14 protein-coding genes are annotated in these 17,843 nt (G+C 51.2%); 4 read left to right on the top strand and 10 right to left on the bottom strand.

Features of this window, described 5'->3' with window-relative positions; translation table 11 throughout:
• Nucleotides 1-22: 22 nt before the first annotated feature.
• The 5 genes from CWE21_RS10435 to CWE21_RS10415 form a co-directional block, all read right to left on the bottom strand.
• Complete coding sequence (locus CWE21_RS10435; protein WP_126834386.1) at nt 23-883, bottom strand: carbon-nitrogen hydrolase family protein; 861 nt, start codon at nt 881-883, stop codon at nt 23-25.
• 95 nt (nt 884-978) lie between these two features.
• Nucleotides 979-2,871, bottom strand: a complete 1,893-nt coding sequence (gene pdxR / locus CWE21_RS10430) for a MocR-like pyridoxine biosynthesis transcription factor PdxR (RefSeq protein WP_126834385.1) — start codon at nt 2,869-2,871, stop codon at nt 979-981.
• A 67-nt stretch (nt 2,872-2,938) separates the two neighbouring features.
• Nucleotides 2,939-4,162: an MFS transporter gene (locus CWE21_RS10425; RefSeq protein WP_241970282.1), complete on the bottom strand. Its 1,224-nt coding sequence runs from the start codon at nt 4,160-4,162 to the stop codon at nt 2,939-2,941.
• A 161-nt stretch (nt 4,163-4,323) separates the two neighbouring features.
• Nucleotides 4,324-5,712, bottom strand: coding sequence for a hypothetical protein (locus CWE21_RS10420; protein WP_126834384.1), 1,389 nt, complete (start codon nt 5,710-5,712; stop codon nt 4,324-4,326).
• A 1-nt stretch (nt 5,713) separates the two neighbouring features.
• Nucleotides 5,714-6,622, bottom strand: a complete 909-nt coding sequence (locus CWE21_RS10415; RefSeq protein ID WP_198675110.1) for a LysR family transcriptional regulator — start codon at nt 6,620-6,622, stop codon at nt 5,714-5,716.
• Nucleotides 6,623-6,744: 122 nt separating this feature from the next.
• Here CWE21_RS10415 and CWE21_RS10410 point away from each other — a divergent pair, with 122 nt between their 5' ends.
• Together CWE21_RS10410 and gabT are read left to right on the top strand one after the other, a co-directional pair.
• Nucleotides 6,745-8,202 carry an NAD-dependent succinate-semialdehyde dehydrogenase gene (locus CWE21_RS10410; RefSeq protein WP_126834382.1) on the top strand — a complete coding sequence of 486 codons (1,458 nt, stop codon included), beginning with the start codon at nt 6,745-6,747 and terminating at the stop codon, nt 8,200-8,202.
• An 8-nt stretch (nt 8,203-8,210) separates the two neighbouring features.
• Nucleotides 8,211-9,542 (top strand): 4-aminobutyrate--2-oxoglutarate transaminase, encoded by a 1,332-nt coding sequence (gene gabT / locus CWE21_RS10405; protein WP_126834509.1) that lies wholly within the window; start codon nt 8,211-8,213, stop codon nt 9,540-9,542.
• A gap of 1,044 nt (nt 9,543-10,586) precedes the next feature.
• Here the strand turns inward: gabT and CWE21_RS10400 are convergent.
• Nucleotides 10,587-12,449 (bottom strand): ATP-binding protein, encoded by a 1,863-nt coding sequence (locus CWE21_RS10400; RefSeq protein ID WP_126834381.1) that lies wholly within the window; start codon nt 12,447-12,449, stop codon nt 10,587-10,589.
• The gene (locus CWE21_RS10395) at nt 12,446-13,183 is read right to left on the bottom strand and encodes a class I SAM-dependent methyltransferase (protein ID WP_126834380.1); all 738 of its coding nucleotides are present in this window, start codon (nt 13,181-13,183) and stop codon (nt 12,446-12,448) included. Before CWE21_RS10395 ends, CWE21_RS10400 begins: the two co-directional genes overlap by 4 nt.
• Nucleotides 13,184-13,355: 172 nt before the next feature.
• Between CWE21_RS10395 and galE the strand changes: the two genes are divergently transcribed.
• A complete protein-coding gene (galE, locus tag CWE21_RS10390; protein ID WP_126834379.1) occupies nt 13,356-14,366 on the top strand; it encodes a UDP-glucose 4-epimerase GalE in 1,011 nt (336 codons plus the stop codon).
• Between the two features lie 60 nt (nt 14,367-14,426).
• On the opposite strand, the gene CWE21_RS10385 is transcribed toward galE, so the two are convergent.
• Together CWE21_RS10385 and asnC are read right to left on the bottom strand one after the other, a co-directional pair.
• Nucleotides 14,427-15,125, bottom strand: coding sequence for a transposase (locus CWE21_RS10385; RefSeq protein WP_126834378.1), 699 nt, complete (start codon nt 15,123-15,125; stop codon nt 14,427-14,429).
• A gap of 113 nt (nt 15,126-15,238) precedes the next feature.
• A complete protein-coding gene (gene asnC / locus CWE21_RS10380) occupies nt 15,239-15,685 on the bottom strand; it encodes a transcriptional regulator AsnC (protein ID WP_126834377.1) in 447 nt (148 codons plus the stop codon).
• A gap of 161 nt (nt 15,686-15,846) precedes the next feature.
• On the opposite strand from asnC, the gene asnA reads away from it, so the two are divergent.
• Nucleotides 15,847-16,791, top strand: a complete 945-nt coding sequence (asnA, locus tag CWE21_RS10375) for an aspartate--ammonia ligase (RefSeq protein ID WP_126834376.1) — start codon at nt 15,847-15,849, stop codon at nt 16,789-16,791.
• Between the two features lie 90 nt (nt 16,792-16,881).
• Here the strand turns inward: asnA and CWE21_RS10370 are convergent, their stop codons facing one another.
• The gene (locus CWE21_RS10370; RefSeq protein WP_126834375.1) at nt 16,882-17,790 is read right to left on the bottom strand and encodes a LysR substrate-binding domain-containing protein; all 909 of its coding nucleotides are present in this window, start codon (nt 17,788-17,790) and stop codon (nt 16,882-16,884) included.
• Nucleotides 17,791-17,843: the final 53 nt, after the last annotated feature.

The following is a 17,843-nucleotide window of genomic DNA, read 5'->3' as shown; positions in this document are numbered from 1 at the left end:
CCCTGTGGTTATTATGCAGTTTTTATTTTGATTTTTCTGGATTTTTTGGCTTTTCGAGAGCCCCAAGCTTGGCCAAGGCCGGTGACGGCTTACCTTGGTACTGCGGAAAGCTAATTGGGTGGTCACGGAAGCTCTTCAACGGTTGGCCTAAGCAATGCCAACCGCGTTCGCGCACACGGCGTAGGTAATCAAGATCGAGGTCAATAACGATGACTTCTTGGTTGTCGGCGGCTTGATGAATAACTTCGCCGCCGGGGCCAGCCACAATCGAGCGACCGTTGCCCAAAGGTGCAGCGGAGTTGATATCAATCATGTACACCTGATTGGTTGCCGCCGATGCTCGAGTGATGGCGAGTTCGGTATCGCGATCGATGGTGTTGGTGAGGGTTGGATGCAAAATCACCTCAGCACCTTGCCATGCGAGCGCCCGGGTGGTCTCCGGGAACCACATGTCATAGCAGATCGAAAGCCCGAACTCGCCAACGCCAGGGATGGTAAAGGTCGCGGGTGTATCGCCAGCGGATATGCCTTCTTCGTAGGGTAAAAACGGATACATTTTGCGATAGCGGCAAACGACATTACCTTGCGGGTCGTAAACGCTCGCTGTGTTGTAAATACGGTCGCCATCACGTTCAAATAGTGAGCCGTTGCAAAGCCATACGTGGGCTTCTTTGGCCAGCTGTTGCAAAGCCTGATCAGTATTATTCGGAAATTCTGCCGCGTGGCGTGGGGCCGGACCAAAGGTGGCGAGCTCGGGCAACATAATGAGTTGCACGTTCGGATAGCGCCGTTTGGTGGCGAGCACTTGCTGCTTGATCGTGTCCAGGTTGTCGCCTTGTGCGCTCAAGCTCAATTGCAAGCCGGCGATGGTAAAAACTGACATGCGTCGCTCCGTTAACTAATGTGCTGATTAGCCTAGAAGCGTAACTGGTTGGCGAGTAGAGCCAGTTTGGGGGGAATTCTGGTGCCAGTTTGGTTTTAACTACTGGTTTCGGTGGCTGGTTCGTTGCTGTGGAGCAGGTAGAATGCGGAGTCGACGCGTTTGCCGTCGCGTACCCAGTTGATGCGATTTTTCTGGATGTAGATTTCAAAACCGAGCGTTTCGCCGTACGACCAGTCCTTCCACTGACGGAACCAGCGGTCGCCTTCGAGCCACCATTGGCCTTTGTCTTGGCGTTCATCTTGGTAGCCTTCCCAACCGGCCATGCTGCCGTCGGCATACAGGCGGATGCGGTAGGGGTCACCGAATACGGTTTGGCCGATGAACTCGACACGGCTGGCGAAGTCGCGGAGTTGTTCGCCCTTGAGACGTTTGCCCCAATTTTGTTGATTGGTGCTGCGGGCGGTGTCGGTTCCGCTGCTGTCGTCTTGCCATTGGCGCATAATTTGTGCCAGCAACTCGATACCTTCTCGGATTTTGTCGGTTGGGATGCTGCTGACGCCGAGGCGGAAGTAGTTTTGTGGTGCGCCGTTGTTGCCGCCGTTGCCGTTGTTGCGTGTACTGGCAAAAAAGCGCTGAACCGGCTCAATGAGCACGCCGTGTTTTGCTGCTTCAGCGGCGAATTGCTGGCCGTCGAGTTGGCTTGGACCTTCGATCCAGCACGTGCTACCGCCCATGGTGCGTGAGGTGACGATGTGCGTTGACAAATAGTGGTTGAGCGCCTCGCGAAGTTCTTGCCAGCGCACCGCCATTTCTTGATTGAGTTTTCTTAAGGCTTGGTCGTAGTAGCCGAGTGATAGAAACAGCCCCATGACGCGTTGGTTATTGGCCGGTGGATGGCGCGATATGAGGGTTCGTAGCTGACGCGCTTGCTTGATAAGCGGCGCTGGGCCGACCATAAAGCCAAGCCTGAGGCCCGGGGCCAAGACTTTTGAAAAACTGGAAACATAGATGACGCGCCCCTGGCTATCGAGGCTTTTGATCGCAGGATGCGGTGACGACATGAAATTGCTTTCGCTGGCGTAGTCGTCTTCGACGATGATGAAATCGTCGTCGTTGGCTTTGGCGATGAGCGCTTCGCGACGTTGCTGTGGCATGGTTACTGCCGTCGGCATTTGATGACTCGGGGTTACGTACAGCAGGTCGGTGTGCTGCGGGATCTGCTCGGGAATGATGCCATGCTCGTCGACTTCGGCGTGGTGGATCGGGCTATAAGCCTGATGCGCCAATTGTCTTATGCCTGGATAGCCGGGTTCCTCGACGGTGATCAGAGTTTGGTTGTTGAGCAGTAGCTTGGTCAGCAGGTATAAACCATGCTGCGAGCCGAGGGTAACAAGAATTTCGTCGGGATTAGCGTAAATCCCGCGCCTCGGCAGTACTTTGGTGCGAATTTCTTCCGCGAGTAGGGCGTCATCGTCGTGCCCTGAGTCTGAAGCCCAGGTTTTAATTTCATTCACGTTGAGGCTGAGTTTTGAGCACTCACGCCATTGCTGTACTGGGAACAAACTTGGGTCGAACTGGCCGTCAATAAATGGAAATGGATACTGTTGCCAGTTGTGTGGATACGGCGATGCGAGTTTGTCGAGCCGTAGCTTATTGATGCGCTGCTGCCAGTTTTGTTCGTGTTGCTGGTTTTCTTGGTTTGGCTTCTTATGGCTGGCGTTTTGGGCGTGTTGCTCGTAAAGGTCTTCGGCGACATAAATGCCACTCCGCTCTTTACTGATCAGGTAGCCTTCGTCGATCAGCTGTTCGTAAGCGTTCACTACCGTGTTGCGCGCAATGCCGAGCTGCTCGGCGAGTTTGCGCGTCGAGGGCATTTTACTGCCACAAGCGAAGTGGCCATTTTGAATGGCCTGGATCAGCTTTTGGATCAGTTGCTGCTGAAGGTTCGCTGGGCTGTCGTTGTCGAGTACAAAAAGCGGCTGCATCATAGGACTCGAGTGTACGGTGGCTTGGGCTCGCTTGTCTAGGGGGGCGTTTGTCTGGGGCGGCGTTTGTTTAGGGCGGCGTTTGCGCGGCTTCGTTTGCTTCGGCTTCGTTTTCGGCTTCGTTTGCGGCTCCGGTGTTGGCGGCGGCTTGGCGGTCTTGGCGGTCGAGCAGGCGTGATGGGTAGATGGTTGCCAGTGCGCCGATGATCAGAAGGGCCACCGCGACGTTGATGAGTTGCTCGTAATTACTGTCGTTGACGATAAAGGCAGCGAACATCGGCCCCGAGGCGAGCCCCATTTTTGAGGCAAATCCACCGAGTGCGGCCATTTGTCCAGCTTTGTCGAATTCGCTGCAGACGCCAAGCATGTACGCGATGGAAAACGCCCAAGTGATGCCGACGGCGATATTCGCGAGCCAGAAGACTGCTGGGCTGAAGCTATAATGCAGCGCGTAGGTGGCCGCGGCGGTGACGAAAATGCCAAGCATGATCGGCAAGGTACGGCCCCATTTGGTAGCCAGGGCGATGACCGCAAGCGAGCCGAGGATGCCCATCCACGCGGAGACGCCCAAGGCTGGCGAAATGGTGTCGAGGGTTAAGCCGGCTTGTTCGCCGAGGTCGATGATGTAAGCGTAGAGAGCCATGTTGGCGGCTTGGAAAAGAAAGACGGCGGTGACCGATGCGGCTAATGGGCCTTTTTGAACTGGCGCGATGACGGCTTTTGGGTCTCTCATTTTGACTGGGTAGTCTGGCAAGAAGAAGGTCATGATAAGCGCGGCGGTACTGAAGGCGATGAGCGCCATGAATAATATCCAACTGCCGTAAACCGGCACCAGTGGAGGAAGTGCCCACACGCCGAGGCCGCCGAGACCGAACTGCACAAGTAGCAGCATGCCAAAAGTTTTATGGACCTCTTCGGTGCGCGCGATGACGGCAAAGCTGACGCCCACGAGAAGACCGCCGACGAAGCCATGGATCGCACGCAGAACCATGAGTGCGATTTCCGTGGTGAGTAGCATCGAGGCGAAATCGATGGCGATAATGGTGAGTAATAGCGTGATGCAAACCGGCTTCCACTCAATGCGGCGGATAATAAAGATGGCAGCGAAGGCACCAACGGCGGCACCGTAGATATTGAGGCTACCGATGAGGCCAGCGTCTTTGTTGCTAAATTCGAGTCCACTTATGAGACCTGAAACCAGCGCCGGCATAATGTTCACGTAGAACAACCCTGCCGTTGCTAAGAATGCTAGCATGACGCGCGCTGCGTAGCCGTTTGCTTTTACCTTCATCATGTCGCTCTTCGCCTTTGTTATCGTTATTAGTTTGCCTTGTTATGGCTAGCTTGCCTTGTTCCCTCTGCACTGGCTAGCGCCAGTTTGCTGCTGCTCATGGTGCCAGTTGGGCCGACGTCCACGCATTTCTGCTTGCATAAGAGAGGGCAGCCCTCTCTTTGCTACTCTCCGGGTGAGCTAGCTCTGGGCGCTGTACGCTGACGTTGATAGTTTTCGAAGCTATCGATGACGCTTTTGAAGCGATGATCATGCTGATCGCTGACCATGTAGTAGATGTGCTGGTCATCGAGAAAAAGTACGATGATGCCGCCATAGCCGCTGAGAAACGGATACCATTTTTGCGTTTCAGGATGCTGCCAAAACCAGATGCTCTGGCGATAGCGGAGGTTGGGCGTGTTTGGGATTGGGCAGGCTGTTTCCGGGTTCTCAAGAATTTCTTCGAAGCCAAGTTTTAGCGGATCTTGTTGCACAAAATGTGCAAGTTTCACTAGGTCGGTCGGAAGTAGAGTCAGGCCGTAGCCACCCCAGACCTGGCGCTTGTCGTCCTTGGTGGTGTCGATACTATACGCCAGTGGGCTAAGCTTGAGCTCGTTCCAAAGGCCGTTGTAAAGAAAGGTATCGAGCCGGGTGTTTTGCTCTGTACTTAAAAGGTTCTGTAGTGCGGTCGCAGCAAGGTAGGTTGCTGAGGTTTGGTAGACAACATTTCGCTGTTCGCGCTCAGGATAGCTGCAGGCGTGGGCGATTTTCTCTTGATGCGTTGTTGCCTCAAAGAAGTTCTCGATCATTGCGGCTGAAGCTTCGTCTTGGCCATGTTGCTTAGATGCATAATGGCCCGTTTGCATATTCAGTGCGTCGATGAGTGTGACACTTTGCCATGTATTTTGTGGGCAAATATCCCCCCAGGTATCTAGCGACAATTGCAAAAGGTCCGACTGATACTGATTGCGATAAAGTAGAGCTGTCGCTGTGGTAATGAATGTTTTGCTTAACGAATATGCCGGTACCGCGATGTGCGTGTTGGATGAATAGTGCTCGAATTGCTGATCATTGGTGATTCGCGACCACCCATAGACCGTAGGCTGGGCCTGCGGCGGCTGCGGCGCCCATGGCGCATGCTTGAGAGATCGCCCCAGCGGCTCGTAGGTCAGCGTGTTTTTGCTTGCATTAGGGAGGGCTGCCCTCTCTTTGCTAGCGGTGATGGTGACGGAGGTCTGCCCTGCGGTGGCGAAGGTGGCGTAAGCGCAAGTGTTCTGGGTGATGCGGAATGTTGCGCTGATGGTAAATGGGGTTTGCGTGAACGGTTGCGGTAAGTCGATGACGCCGTTGTGGATGCAGTTGGCGTTGTACTCGCGCAAGGCAAAGTGGATTTCTTGCGAGGTGGCGGAGGGAGTGAGGGCAAAGGAGTAGGGCTGCCCTCCGCTGAAGCCAGGATTCAGCGGTAACCTCTGCCCGCTGTCGGCAAGCTCCAGAACTTGTACCTCAGCATCAGGAATATCCGCATGTTCAAATTGAAACGTGAGGGTTAAAACGGCGGATGCGATAAGCCACATATTAGTTTTCTCCCTGCAGTGCTTCGAGCGCAAGCGTTACCTTTTCTGGTTCGCGTGGCTGCTTCCGACTCACATAAAATTGCTCAAATGGGTAGTTAAAGGTCTCAGGCAGCAAGTAGCGAAGTTGTCTCTGTGCCAGAAACGGTGCGCTGATGGCGCTCGGCATGAAGCCTAAATAGGCGCCCGACAAAATCATGCTCAACCGACTGTCAAATTGGTAGGCACGTCCAGAAGTCTTCAACTTTTGCAATAACTTACGGCCTTCCGGATTAATATTAACGCCCGGATGCACGGTCTCGAACTCCGCCAAACGTGCGATATCTAGGGCGTCATCTGCCACCTCAAACAGCGGGTGCGTGGCCCCGCAGCATAGATAAATCGGGGTGCTGAAAGCATGCGCGTATGCCAAACCATCAATGCGTCGATAACCAGGCATCAACGCCAGGTGCGCTTGGTTCTTAAGCAACGCGAGTTCAATCTGCTGAAGCGGCAGCAAGTCAAAATGAATCTGTAAATCAGGTGCTTGTTGCTTAATGCGGCGCAACGCTTGGGCGATGTGCAACTGCCTTGGAGGGTCAAGCTGATCCGCGGCTAGAAGCACTAGCTCTCCACTAAGATCTTGATTTATCGAGGCTACTTGGTGACGAAATTCCTCGTGCGCTTCGCTCAATGAGAGTAGTGCATTGAACACTGCTTGCCCTTCGCGAGTCAGCGAAAAGCCCTGTCGCCCACGCTGGCATAGCCGCATGCCAAGGCGTGTTTCAAGACTACTCATGTGGATGCTGATGGTTGAGCGACTGATGCCTAACTCTGTCTCAGCGGCGGTAAAACCTCCGCATTCCACAACGGTGCGAAAAACTTGCAAGAGTTTGAGATCGAAGTCGGTTAGGTCTCGTTGCAACCATGACATAGGCGTTCCCAATATTTGAATACAAAGTTTGAAAGTTTCAAAACCAAAGGTTGATACGTTGATATTTAACATTGTTTGGGACCATGCTGCAATGCCGCTATTCGCAAATAAGGGAAAACGCTATGTCCGAAAACATTATTCTACGCGCGCAATCATTGTCATTGCTGCCATCGCAGGTCTCGGTACCGAAGCCGACGACGGCTCATTTTGCGATTCACAATCCGGCCTATGCGCCAGATGAAGCTGCGGCCTTAGTTGCTTATGTCAGTGAGCCTGCGGCAAACGCTACGGAGCAGGCCGTTCAAACAGCGCAGCAGGCGCAGCGTGAATGGGCTGCGCGGCCCGCCCGTGAACGTGCAACGTTGTTGCGACGCTGGGCCGAGTTGTTGCAGCAGCACGCACAACTTCTGGCGGAGATTCTGCACGCGGAGCAAGGCAAACCGCTTAGCGAAGCGCAGGGCGAAATCGCCTATGGGGCTTCGTATATTGAGTGGTTTGCCGAGGAGGCTGTGCGCGTTTATGGCAGCACGATTCCGGCGCCAACCGCAAGCAAGGAAGTCGCCGTAATAAAGGAGCCGGTCGGTGTTGTGGCGGCGATTACACCTTGGAATTTTCCGAACGCGATGCTGGCGCGCAAGGCTGCAACTGCGTTGGCAGCTGGCTGTGCAATGGTGGCGAAGCCGGCTGCGGAAACGCCTTTGTCGGCCTTTGCGCTGCAAGCCTTGGCGGTGCAGGCGGGGATTCCAGCAGAGGTGTTTCAACTGGTGGTCGGCACTGATGCCGCGAGTATTGGAGCGGTGTTAACCGGACATCCGACGGTGGCTAAATTTACTTTTACCGGCTCCACCGCAACCGGACGCAAGTTGGCGGCGCAATGCGCGCCAACGGTGAAACGTTTGTCGCTGGAGCTCGGCGGCAATGCACCGTTTATCGTATTTGCGGATGCGGATATCGAACAGGCGGTAGAGGGCTTGCTGTTGGCGAAGTTCCGCAATGCCGGGCAGACCTGCGTTTGTGCGAACCGCGTGTTGGTGCAAGACGAAATTCATGATGCTTTTGTAGAGCGTTTGTTGGAGCGCTTGCAGGAGTTGTCGCTTGGCCCGCTGATTCATGCAGATGCGGCGAGTAAAGTTGCGACGCTGGTGGCGCAGGCAGTGGCCGAGGGTGCTCGGCTGCATGTGGGTGATTCCGGCGGTCGTCGTCAAGACTACATTGCCGATGGAGCTTGGCTGCCGGCTGCGGTGTTGACTGACGTCCGAGCGGATATGGCGATTGCGCAGCAGGAAATTTTTGGTCCTGTGGCACCGATTTTAAAGTTTGCTACAGAGGCTGAAGCGCTGGCGCTTGCCAACGACACCGAGTACGGACTGGCGAGCTACGTATTTAGTCGTGATCACGGGCGTCTGTGGCGTGTCGCACGGGGGCTTCAGTTTGGCATGGTCGGCATGAACGACGCCGCGATTTCCAATGCTGCGGCGCCGTTTGGCGGCGTGAAACAAAGTGGTTATGGGCGCGAAGGCTCGCTGTACGGGCTCGATGATTATCTTTCGATTAAATATTTAAGTGTGGGTGGATTATGAGTAAAGCTATTAGTAATCAAGAACTTCAAGAGCGCAAGCTTGCAGCCTTTGCGCGCGGACAGGGCAACGTTTATCCGGTGTTTGTATCGCGTGCCGAAAACGCCGAAGTGTGGGACGTTGAGGGCAATCGTTATATCGATTTAGGTACTGGCATTGCCGTGTGTAACACGGGGCATTCGCATCCGGCCGTGGTCGAGGCAGTGCGCAAGCAGGTGGCAGCGTTTTCGCATACTTGCGTGATGATTAATCCGTACGAGGTTGCAGTCGAGTTGGCGGAAAAATTGACGCGATTAGCACCTGGCGCTTCGGCGAAAAAGGCAATGTTTGTAACCACGGGGGCAGAAGCCGTTGAAAACTGTGTGAAAATAGCACGAGCTTCGACTGGACGGCGCGGTGTGATTGCGTTTACTGGGGGCTTTCATGGCCGTACCAACTTGACCATGGGGCTCACCGGCAAAGTCGCTCCATATAAGCATTTGTTTGGGCCGTTTCCCGCAGATTTGTATCATGCGCCGTTTCCGATTGCCGCGCATGATGTCTCAGTTGATGACGCGCTACGCGGTTTGCAACATGTGTTCAAGGCTTCGATTGCGCCCTCTGATGTGGCTGCGATCATTATTGAACCGGTGCAGGGCGAGGGTGGATTTTACCCGGCGCCTGCGGAGTTTTTGCTCGCGTTGCGTGCCATTTGTGACCAGCATGGGATCTTGTTAATTGCTGATGAAATCCAGACGGGCTTTGCGCGTACCGGCAAAATGTTTGCGTTTGAGCATGCCGATGTTGAGCCTGACTTGATGACTATGGCGAAAGGTATTGCTGGTGGTTTTCCGTTGGCGGCGGTGGTCGGCAAAGCTGAGATCATGGACGCACCTCTGCCCGGCGGTCTGGGCGGCACTTATGGCGGCTCGCCGGTGGCTTGCGCTGCCGCGTTGGCGGTATTGCGAGTGATTGAGCAAGAAGAGTTGATGCGCAGAGCTGGTGAAATTGGCGCGGCGTTTGCTTCGCGCTTACGGTCATTGCAGCAGGAATTTCCATCGTTGATTTTGGAGGTACGCCAAGTGGGGGCGATGATTGCGTTAGAGTTGGTTACGGGATTTGCGCCGAGTAGTGCTTCTGCCGGTGGTGGTGGCTCTGCCGCAGATGTCGGTGAGCCGAATGTCGCGTTGACACAGCGTTGCATCCAGCTGGCTCCCTCACATGGTTTAATTCTACTGGCTTGCGGCTACTACGGTAATGTCCTGCGCTTTTTGCCACCTCTGACCATGTCGGATGACCTTGTAGCGGAGGCGTTGGACAAGTTTGAAGTGCTGTTTCGTGCTGCAATTAGCCCTGAGGGCTGAGGTTTCTCATTTCCTCCTTGCATGAGAGAGGTCAGCCCTCTCTGTGCATAGTCTTTGCGTGCCAACCTCTGCCCCGTTATTTCGGATCGCAGAGTTGGTCACGTAGGCGCCGAATCTCGTTACGCCTGTCGCTACTAAATTCACAGCTGATCACCACGCCCAAGCGAGGTGTACCAAGTGGTTGTTGTCCATTTCAGCCGCGTTCAAGAATACCTTTCTGGAGTATGGGTCACTCCAACTACCACTAATCATTTCAACGACCTCTGATATCACGACAGCCGCCATCACTTATGACCACCCAGGCTGTCGATCATACTCCCGACTATCGTCCTTGGACGACTCTTTACGCATGATATTGGGAAGTCTACCTCCGGCTTCAAGGCACAGTTGAATAGATGTATACGAAGTAAACCTTGTGGTGCGCTCGTAATAAGGGCTAGAGGGCGAGTGGGAGACTTTGGTTGAACTCAATAATTGAGCTCAATAAATGAGCTCAAATTGAATTCAAAAATAAGTCACAAAACGAATTCATGATGAATTCACATTGAATGAATGGGTGTAACTCTTCAATGGGTTTATAGGTTATGAAAAAGTGAGTTCAAATCTGCTTTTCTTTTCAGTGATCACTTAATCGTTTTGTAGGATATTTGCTACAAGTTACAGGTTAGCTGATATTTAAAGAAAAGGTAATAACAAGGGGCAGAGGTCGCTACATATGGGCTAGCACGAGGGAGGGCAGCCCTCTCTAATGGTACTTATTTATGAGCAACCTCTGCCCTCGGCATAAAATAATGTAACCCATTGGTTAAAAAGTTGTTCCATTGTTCTGAATCTTGGGGTAGAGTTGGTACAAATGATGCTGAGCAAGCAATCTACTGTATTGATTTGTCTGGTGTTGTTTTACATGGATAGCGAAGTTTCTTCCTGTCTAGCACTGAGCTAAGGATTGGCACTGGAATGGAAGCCAGAGGTGCATCATTTTTGCAAGTTGCGAAGGGAGGGCTGCCCTCCCTTCGCGACATGGAAAGCCACCTACCTCTGCCCTTAAGTCAACAATCGCATTATCGAATCTACGGCGGTTTGCTCGCTAACGTCTCCAGCAAGTCTAATAACATCGCCTGAACAGGCCGGAATGAGTGACTTCTCGATCTCTCGATGCAGTGGTGGGGGAGAGATTTCGTCGGCTATGATGACGAGATCTAGGCGATCTGAAGGTAACCCCGTTTGCAGAATATCTTCACCTGAGACCTGAAAGATTAGTGCCTCGACCTGATTGTCAGTCAGGAGTATTTGGCTGCCAGAAAAGCTTTTAAACTTGCCGGTTTGCAGAACCGCATCACCTATACCAATGGCGGAGGTACTCATCCAGCCGAGGCTGACGGCATCTGAAGTCGCCTCGACACCGCGTTTAATAAGGGCGGCGGCTTTAGCGCCTCCAACTACGGCGATGATCGGGATGCGTCCGGTACCGGCGACGCGTGAGCGCAGTACATCACTGTATAAATGTAGGGCAGTGGTCGCGCCCAAATCAGGTTGTCCGTTGACCTCGCAAATCACACCACCAACTTCACGCCAAGACTTTGTGATATCGCGGATCAAGATGTCAACACCAGCTATATCAAGGCGTAGGGCGCGGGCAGCTCGCTCAGCTAGTTTTATATTGTCGGGGTGTACTTGCTCGAAGACCGGCACTGGTCGACCGCCGGTTGCGACATTGGCAATGCTACTGAGCCGCACAAATGTACCTTTGGTTGGAACGGTATCTTTTGATAATTTTTGCTTTGTCAACAGTGACATCGATTCATTGTTTAAGGTCAGAGGCTGTAGTGTTTGTGCGGGTCCCTGACGACGATTAAGCGTTTCGTTTTCCTTGGCGATGAGTTGCTCGACGGTATTCTCGCCATCGCCAAAGACTCCACCGGGTACGCGTTCGACCGCCCACACGACGCGCCCATCAAGCACCGTGAGCCGATAGTCTCGTCCAATAATGTGCTTCTCGGCTCTAATTTGCTTCGAGACCTTTTGCACTTTTTGCACCGCTGCACGCACCTCATTGGGGGTCGATAAATTTGCGGTGACCGCGGTTCCGCCATCAAGGTTCGCTGGTTTAATAACGATCGGAAAACCAACGTGTTTTCCAAATTGGAGTGCTTCTTCTGTGCTACGTACTTTAGTATTGGGGGCGACGGGGAGGCCAGCCTGTTGTAGGCGAAGGCTGCATTTAGTTTTGTCGCGCGCCATACGCACTGAAATATTGGTCGTTTGCATCGAAAACGTATGCTCAAACCATTCTGAGCGAGCACCAAAACCGTATTGAACGGTACCTCCATTTAATACCAGTACGGGCATTTCGTTATCGTACGCGGCTTTTAAAAATAGAGCATTAACACTGAAGTTAAGGTTCTTCTTGATGTCTGACAATACGTCGCTTATTTTAGTAATCGGTAATTCAAAGTTTTCGCGAATCAGTGCATCTGAAATGATATCAAGCACTAACTTTAAAGCTTTTAAATTAAGGCTAGGATCGCAATGTGGGATTGTTATCAGAAGTTGCGTTGGTTTTTGCAGATACTTATCCGAAGTTGGCGCGAAAAGAATCTCAGGGTTATCGAGTTGTGGAAACTTGAAGTATTGAAGTACGCTTGATGTACAGATTCCAATTTGCTTTAAAAGAGCAAGCCAATCGTATTGTGAGGGAGTATTTTCGTGATTTTCTGCAGTCCCGCAATAATCATTAAATTGGTTTGCTAACCTTGCCAAATCTCTACTTTTTTCTGGCTTGGCTAACCCATTCAGTAGAGCGCTAGATGGTTTAAGCGACACAATCAAACCGGGTTGTCGACGTCCTCTTAAATATCCTGGCAAGTAGCGATGATGGCTAAATTCGATGAGTGATTTTTGCGTCATTTTCGTTGTGCCGTAATAGTAGTGAGTTGCCAATTCATGCCAATTTGATTGTCAGCCAAAGATTGAAAACCGAGATAGTCTTCAATTGCTTGAGCTACCTGTTCTTCATTTGCATTTTTTAAGTCAAATAGTTGTTTGCAGAAGACGACTAAATCCTGTTTCGTCGGAAGCCGCCATACTAAGTTAATGCGCTCAGTTTTAATGATCTCGAAGTCTTGTTCAGCAATTTCTTCGGTAGTTTGTTTATTCAAATAAATGCCTTCGTGCCCCGTGCTGTTATAAGCTCCGACAAACTGATCCAAGAAGAGGGCAACGGGGGAGTTTTCCTCGACATCAGATATAATTAATTTGCCTTTGGGCTTCAAAATGCGAGCAAATTCTTTAAATAAAGGTTTTTTATCTAATAAATGATGAACGCCAGCTAAACTCATCGCACAGTCGATAGAGGCGTCGAGCCATGGCAGCGGTAGAAGCGGGGCTGAACCGCCGTTTGATGTCGCATGATTAGTGAAGCTTTCGCATGGCTCATGGCCCAGCCAATGAGTGTCGTTGGGTAGGTAGCGCTTCAGGTAGCCACCTCCTGCGGGAACATCAGCGACGCGCATACCACTTTTCAATTGTGCTGCATGAATAAGTTGCTGAAATTCTTCGTCTCTTGCGTGTGGGAACTGACGCATGGCGCACTCATAGGCCGTTCCTCTTTCTTCAAAATGTTCGGTGTAACTTTTTGTCATTTTTGTTTTAACTCCGTTTATTTTGTTTATTTTTAGGCGATGGGGCAGAGGTATGCAAGGTTTTGTGTGTATAAGAGAGGGCTGCCCTCCCTCATGTAAGTCTGTATAATTACTACCTCTGCCCAAAGCATCACGCGTTAGCATTGACTTAAGAAAAAGGGATTGAAAGGCTATGATCTTAGTTACCGGAGGTGCCGGCTACATTGGTTCTCACACGGTTGTGGAGTTGCTGCAGCGAGGGCATGAAGTCGTTGTCCTAGATAATTTTAGTAACAGTTCGCACGAAAGCTTGCGGCGTGTGGAGCAAATCACTGGGCGCAAACCTCTCCTTATTGAGGGGGATGTCTGTGATGTTGAGCTTCTGCAGAGTCTGTTCGAAGCCCACGATATTGAGGCGGTGATTCATTTTGCGGGGCTTAAAGCCGTTGGCGAAAGCGTTCAGCAACCGCTGCGTTATTATGAAAACAACGTTGTCGGTACGCTCAAACTTTGCCACGTAATGGCGGCGCATAGCGTAAAGAAAATCGTCTTTTCGTCATCTGCTACGGTTTACGGTGACCCGCTAGAAGTGCCTATCAAGGAATCAAGTCCGACGGGTGGGACAACGAACCCCTACGGCACATCGAAATATATGGTGGAGCGGGTGCTGGCCGATATCTGCCACGCGGATCCAGAGTGGTCGGCGATTGTTTTACGCTACTTTAACCCAGTTGGGGCGCATGTCTCAGGACTTATCGGTGAAGATCCTAACGATATTCCAAACAATCTGATGCCTTATATTTCGCAGGTCGCGGTCGGTAAGTTGCCGAAACTGAATGTCTATGGCGGCGACTACCCAACGCCGGACGGTACTGGCGTACGCGATTACATCCATGTTGTTGATTTGGCTTTAGGGCACCTCGCCGCGCTTAAAGGACTGCATCAACCAGGCTTTGATGCGATCAACTTGGGTACGGGCGTTGGCTTGTCGGTTCTGCAAATGGTGAAAGCGTTTGAAGCAGCTTCGGGACAGAAAATTCCATACGAAATAGTTCCTCGCCGTGCTGGCGACATAGCTCAATGCTTTGCAGATCCTGCATACTCCGAACAGCGTCTGGGTTGGCGTGCTTCGCACTCCTTGGAAGATATGATGCGGGATACTTGGCGTTGGCAGTCGCAGAACCCGAACGGTTATCGCGACTGAGTCGCTACGGGCAGAGGTTTGCATCAAACGCCTTGCATGAGAGAGGGCAGCCCTCTCTTCTCATACCTCGGTCGCCTCGACCTCTGCCCCTTCGCCATCTAGGCCCAGCTTCGCACCCATTTCCTTCTTAAATTCTTCACCACCGAAGGCGAAGTTTTTCTTTTGTGCAGTTCGGATTTCATGTCGTAAGAACTCATAGTCTTCACTTGTGACGTCAGTATCGTTAACCAACTTCTGATAGGCATTACGACAGTCCTCGATCGTCAAACCTAGCTTCATGAACGATAAATGTGGCACAAGCATAGAGGACTCAAGCCCCTCAGCATTGTGTCGATACGAACTCCAATGCCAGTACCCTGGGTGCTGCACAAGTCGTGCTTTGACGGGGTTTAACTCGATGTAGCGATAGACGTTAATCACGTATTCATCGTAATCGACAAGAGCTGAGTAATAGCGCTTTTCATAAAGTGTACCGGTGCGCTTGTACTTTTGATTATAGAATTTGGTGTACGCTCCAGTTACACACATCATCATGCGGCCAACCATATTTTTTTCTTGTGGGGTGACTAACAGATGGATGTGATTCGGCATCAACATCCAAGCATGAACGATGACTTGATATTTTTCTGAGTACTTAATCAACATCCCTGCAAAGCGTTGATAATCCTCGTTTTCCCGAAACATTAGCTGTCGATTGTTGCCTCGCTGGGTGATGTGTAAGGCTATTCCCGGTATATCATTTCGTTTCTGATTCGGCATAGAGCACCTCCTTGTTGGCTCAGAGGTGAGTCTAGCAAAGCCTTGCAAAAGGGAGGGCTGCCCTCTCTTATGCAGGGGCGGTGATGCGGACGTCTGCCCTAGGGGCTGCTCGGCTATACCGAAACTTGGCGAAGTATGGGTTGTTGCAGGCTTATTAAGGTTTCCGTCGCTTGAATCTCATCGATGGGCTGGATTTTTTCTATTAAAAGATGCTGCAAATCACTTATAGATTGGACCATCACTTTAATAAAAATACTGTATTGCCCCGTCGTATAATGCGCTTCTACCACTTCGGGTAGAGCCTCAAGCTTGGCCAAGGTGGTCGGATAATCGCCAGCTCGGGCTAAATTAATGCCGATAAAGCAACAAACATCATATCCAAGCTTTTTTGCATTCAAATGAACGTGCGTGCCATCGATGTAACCGGATTTACGAAGCTTTTCCACGCGAACATGTATTGTCGCAGGACTAACTTTATTGGCTTTAGCTATTTCAGCATAAGAAACTCGCGCATCCTGCTGCAAAGTTCTCATGATTGCTCTATCTAAATTATCGATCATTTAATTTTTACTCCATAAAACAAAGTGGGGGTAGATTATGTTTAATAAATTTGATTATTATTCCAAATAAAAAACAAGTAAAGCATTTATTTGTTAGTCACTATTGAAAGTTAGCGTGCTTTCAGAAGAGTATAGACAAAACCAACAAGAAGGATACGGTCATGTCTATTGCTCAATTAAAAATCCATTCACAGTCGTATGCAATCAAGCATGAAATAACGAAGCAGTTATGTGAAAAGTTGAACCTTGCGATTGTTCAGGCTCCTCTAATTGTTCCAGCGGATAGCGGATTACAAGATACGCTCAGTGGTCATGAAAGGCCTGTGAGTTTAGAGGTGCGTGCCGAGCAGCAACGTTATGAGGTGGTGCACTCCTTGGCCAAGTGGAAACGAGCTATTCTCGCTAAATACCATGCGCAGCCAGGCGAGGGAGTTATTACGCACATGCTAGCATTGCGGCCGGATGAAGAGGTATTAAGTGCGCGTCATTCGGTACAGGTTGATCAATGGGATTGGGAGCAGGTTCTTGCGCCCGAAATGCGCACATTAATGACGCTCAGAAAAACCGTAGAGCTAATTTATACGGCGATAAAGTCAGCGGCAAAAGTTACGGGTCACTGGAGCGAGAGTTATGCGGACAAAGTCTTCTTTATTCACAGTGAAGAATTGCGCGAAATGTTTCCGAAGCTTTCGGCCAAACAGCGTGAGAAAGAAATTACTCGGATGCATAAGGCGGTATTTATTATTGGGATTGGCGGTGAATTAAGTGATGGTCAAAAACATGATGACCGTGCTGCAGATTATGATGATTGGACTTCATTAAATGAAGATGGGCGTTATGGTTTAAACGGCGATTTGTTGGTCTGGCATGATGGTCTAGATGATGCACTCGAACTCTCTTCGATGGGAATTCGTGTGACCCCAGAGGTTATGGTTAAGCAGTTAGAGCTGAAGGGAGGGCTGCCCTCTTTGGATTTACCTTGGCATCGACAGCTGGTTGCGGGCGAATTCCCCGCCACTATCGGAGGTGGGATTGGTCAGTCGCGAGTCGCTATGTGGTTGTTACAACAGGAGCATATCCAGCATGTGCAGGCTCCAGCTGCTTGAGGGCAGAGGTCACTCCGAAAGCCGTAGCATGAGAGAGGGCTGCCCTCTCTCATGCCAGCAGGGAGGCGGGGACCTCTGCCCCGCGGGAGGCTAGCTGAGGGGGTGGCCTTTGCAGAGGGAGCTGAGCCAGTCGCGGAGCGCTTCGTGGGAGGGGCTATCACGAAAGGCTTCAGGGTAAATAAAGTAAAAGCTATCGGCAGTTCTAATGCCGTGAAAAGGCAGTTCAAACAGTTCGTTTTGGCGTTCACGCTCGGTCGTTAAGAACTCATTCAAAAGCGCGATGCCTTGCCCATATTTCGCGGCCTCAGCTGCTAGCAATAAATGACTAAAATGATGCACACGGGTACCTTCGGGAACCCCATCACCAGCGCCACCGGCGGCAAACCATTCTTGCCAATCGCGGCCCGGCTCAGCGACAGAAAACGTTGAAGCTGCCGACAATAATGGATATTTCGCAAGCTCGCGAAAATCGGATATTTTGCTCAACTCTTCCCACAGGCGCGGCGCACAATAGGGCTTCAGTGTCTCGTCGTACAAATGACAGCTCACGAAGCCGGACTTCGGCGGACGGGTGGTTATGAAGCAATCGGCAATGCTACTGTCGAAGTCTCCGTCGCGGGTTAGAATTTGCAAGCTTAACTCGACATTGGGAAACCGCTCTCGAAATTCATCTATCGCCGGAATGAGCCACTTCACTGCTAACGAACCGAATAACGCTAGGCGCAGCGGGCCTTCGGTGCCTTTGCGAATGCTTCTTGTGGCCAATTGTATGGTCTCGATAGGTGTTTGGATCTTATCGATAAAGCTTCGCCCGACTGCGGTCAGAAGTAGGTGTCTTCCGCGTCGAATAAATAAGGGCTGCCCTAGGTGTTCTTCAAGCAGTTTGACTTGATGGCTGACCGCGCTCTGTGTCACAAAAAGACGCTCCGCTGCAGTCGAGAAGCTACCTGATTTAGCGACTTCAGTGAAGTAATGTATCGCGCGAAATGGCGTGGTCATTGGTATCTATAAATCTCATATAACGTAAAATTTATATCATTTTATGTAATGCA

Source organism: Pseudidiomarina aquimaris (genome assembly GCF_003987395.1).
Classification (GTDB): Bacteria; Pseudomonadota; Gammaproteobacteria; order Enterobacterales; family Alteromonadaceae; genus Pseudidiomarina; species Pseudidiomarina aquimaris.
The sequence above is the reverse complement of the archived record's forward strand: the minus strand, read 5'-3'. Positions and strand labels throughout refer to the sequence as shown.

What these genes read in the sequence shown, in the direction of transcription:
- CWE21_RS10435 (WP_126834386.1), bottom strand. Translation starts at nt 883, where the DNA reads ATGTCAGTTTTTACCATCGCCGGCTTGCAATTGAGCTTGAGCGCACAA.
- pdxR (WP_126834385.1), bottom strand. Translation starts at nt 2,871, where the DNA reads ATGATGCAGCCGCTTTTTGTACTCGACAACGACAGCCCAGCGAACCTT.
- CWE21_RS10425 (WP_241970282.1), bottom strand. Translation starts at nt 4,162, where the DNA reads ATGATGAAGGTAAAAGCAAACGGCTACGCAGCGCGCGTCATGCTAGCA.
- CWE21_RS10420 (WP_126834384.1), bottom strand. Translation starts at nt 5,712, where the DNA reads ATGTGGCTTATCGCATCCGCCGTTTTAACCCTCACGTTTCAATTTGAA.
- CWE21_RS10415 (WP_198675110.1), bottom strand. Translation starts at nt 6,622, where the DNA reads ATGTCATGGTTGCAACGAGACCTAACCGACTTCGATCTCAAACTCTTG.
- CWE21_RS10410 (WP_126834382.1), top strand. Translation starts at nt 6,745, where the DNA reads ATGTCCGAAAACATTATTCTACGCGCGCAATCATTGTCATTGCTGCCA.
- CWE21_RS10400 (WP_126834381.1), bottom strand. Translation starts at nt 12,449, where the DNA reads ATGACGCAAAAATCACTCATCGAATTTAGCCATCATCGCTACTTGCCA.
- CWE21_RS10395 (WP_126834380.1), bottom strand. Translation starts at nt 13,183, where the DNA reads ATGACAAAAAGTTACACCGAACATTTTGAAGAAAGAGGAACGGCCTAT.
- galE (WP_126834379.1), top strand. Translation starts at nt 13,356, where the DNA reads ATGATCTTAGTTACCGGAGGTGCCGGCTACATTGGTTCTCACACGGTT.
- CWE21_RS10385 (WP_126834378.1), bottom strand. Translation starts at nt 15,125, where the DNA reads ATGCCGAATCAGAAACGAAATGATATACCGGGAATAGCCTTACACATC.
- asnC (WP_126834377.1), bottom strand. Translation starts at nt 15,685, where the DNA reads ATGATCGATAATTTAGATAGAGCAATCATGAGAACTTTGCAGCAGGAT.
- asnA (WP_126834376.1), top strand. Translation starts at nt 15,847, where the DNA reads ATGTCTATTGCTCAATTAAAAATCCATTCACAGTCGTATGCAATCAAG.
- CWE21_RS10370 (WP_126834375.1), bottom strand. Translation starts at nt 17,790, where the DNA reads ATGACCACGCCATTTCGCGCGATACATTACTTCACTGAAGTCGCTAAA.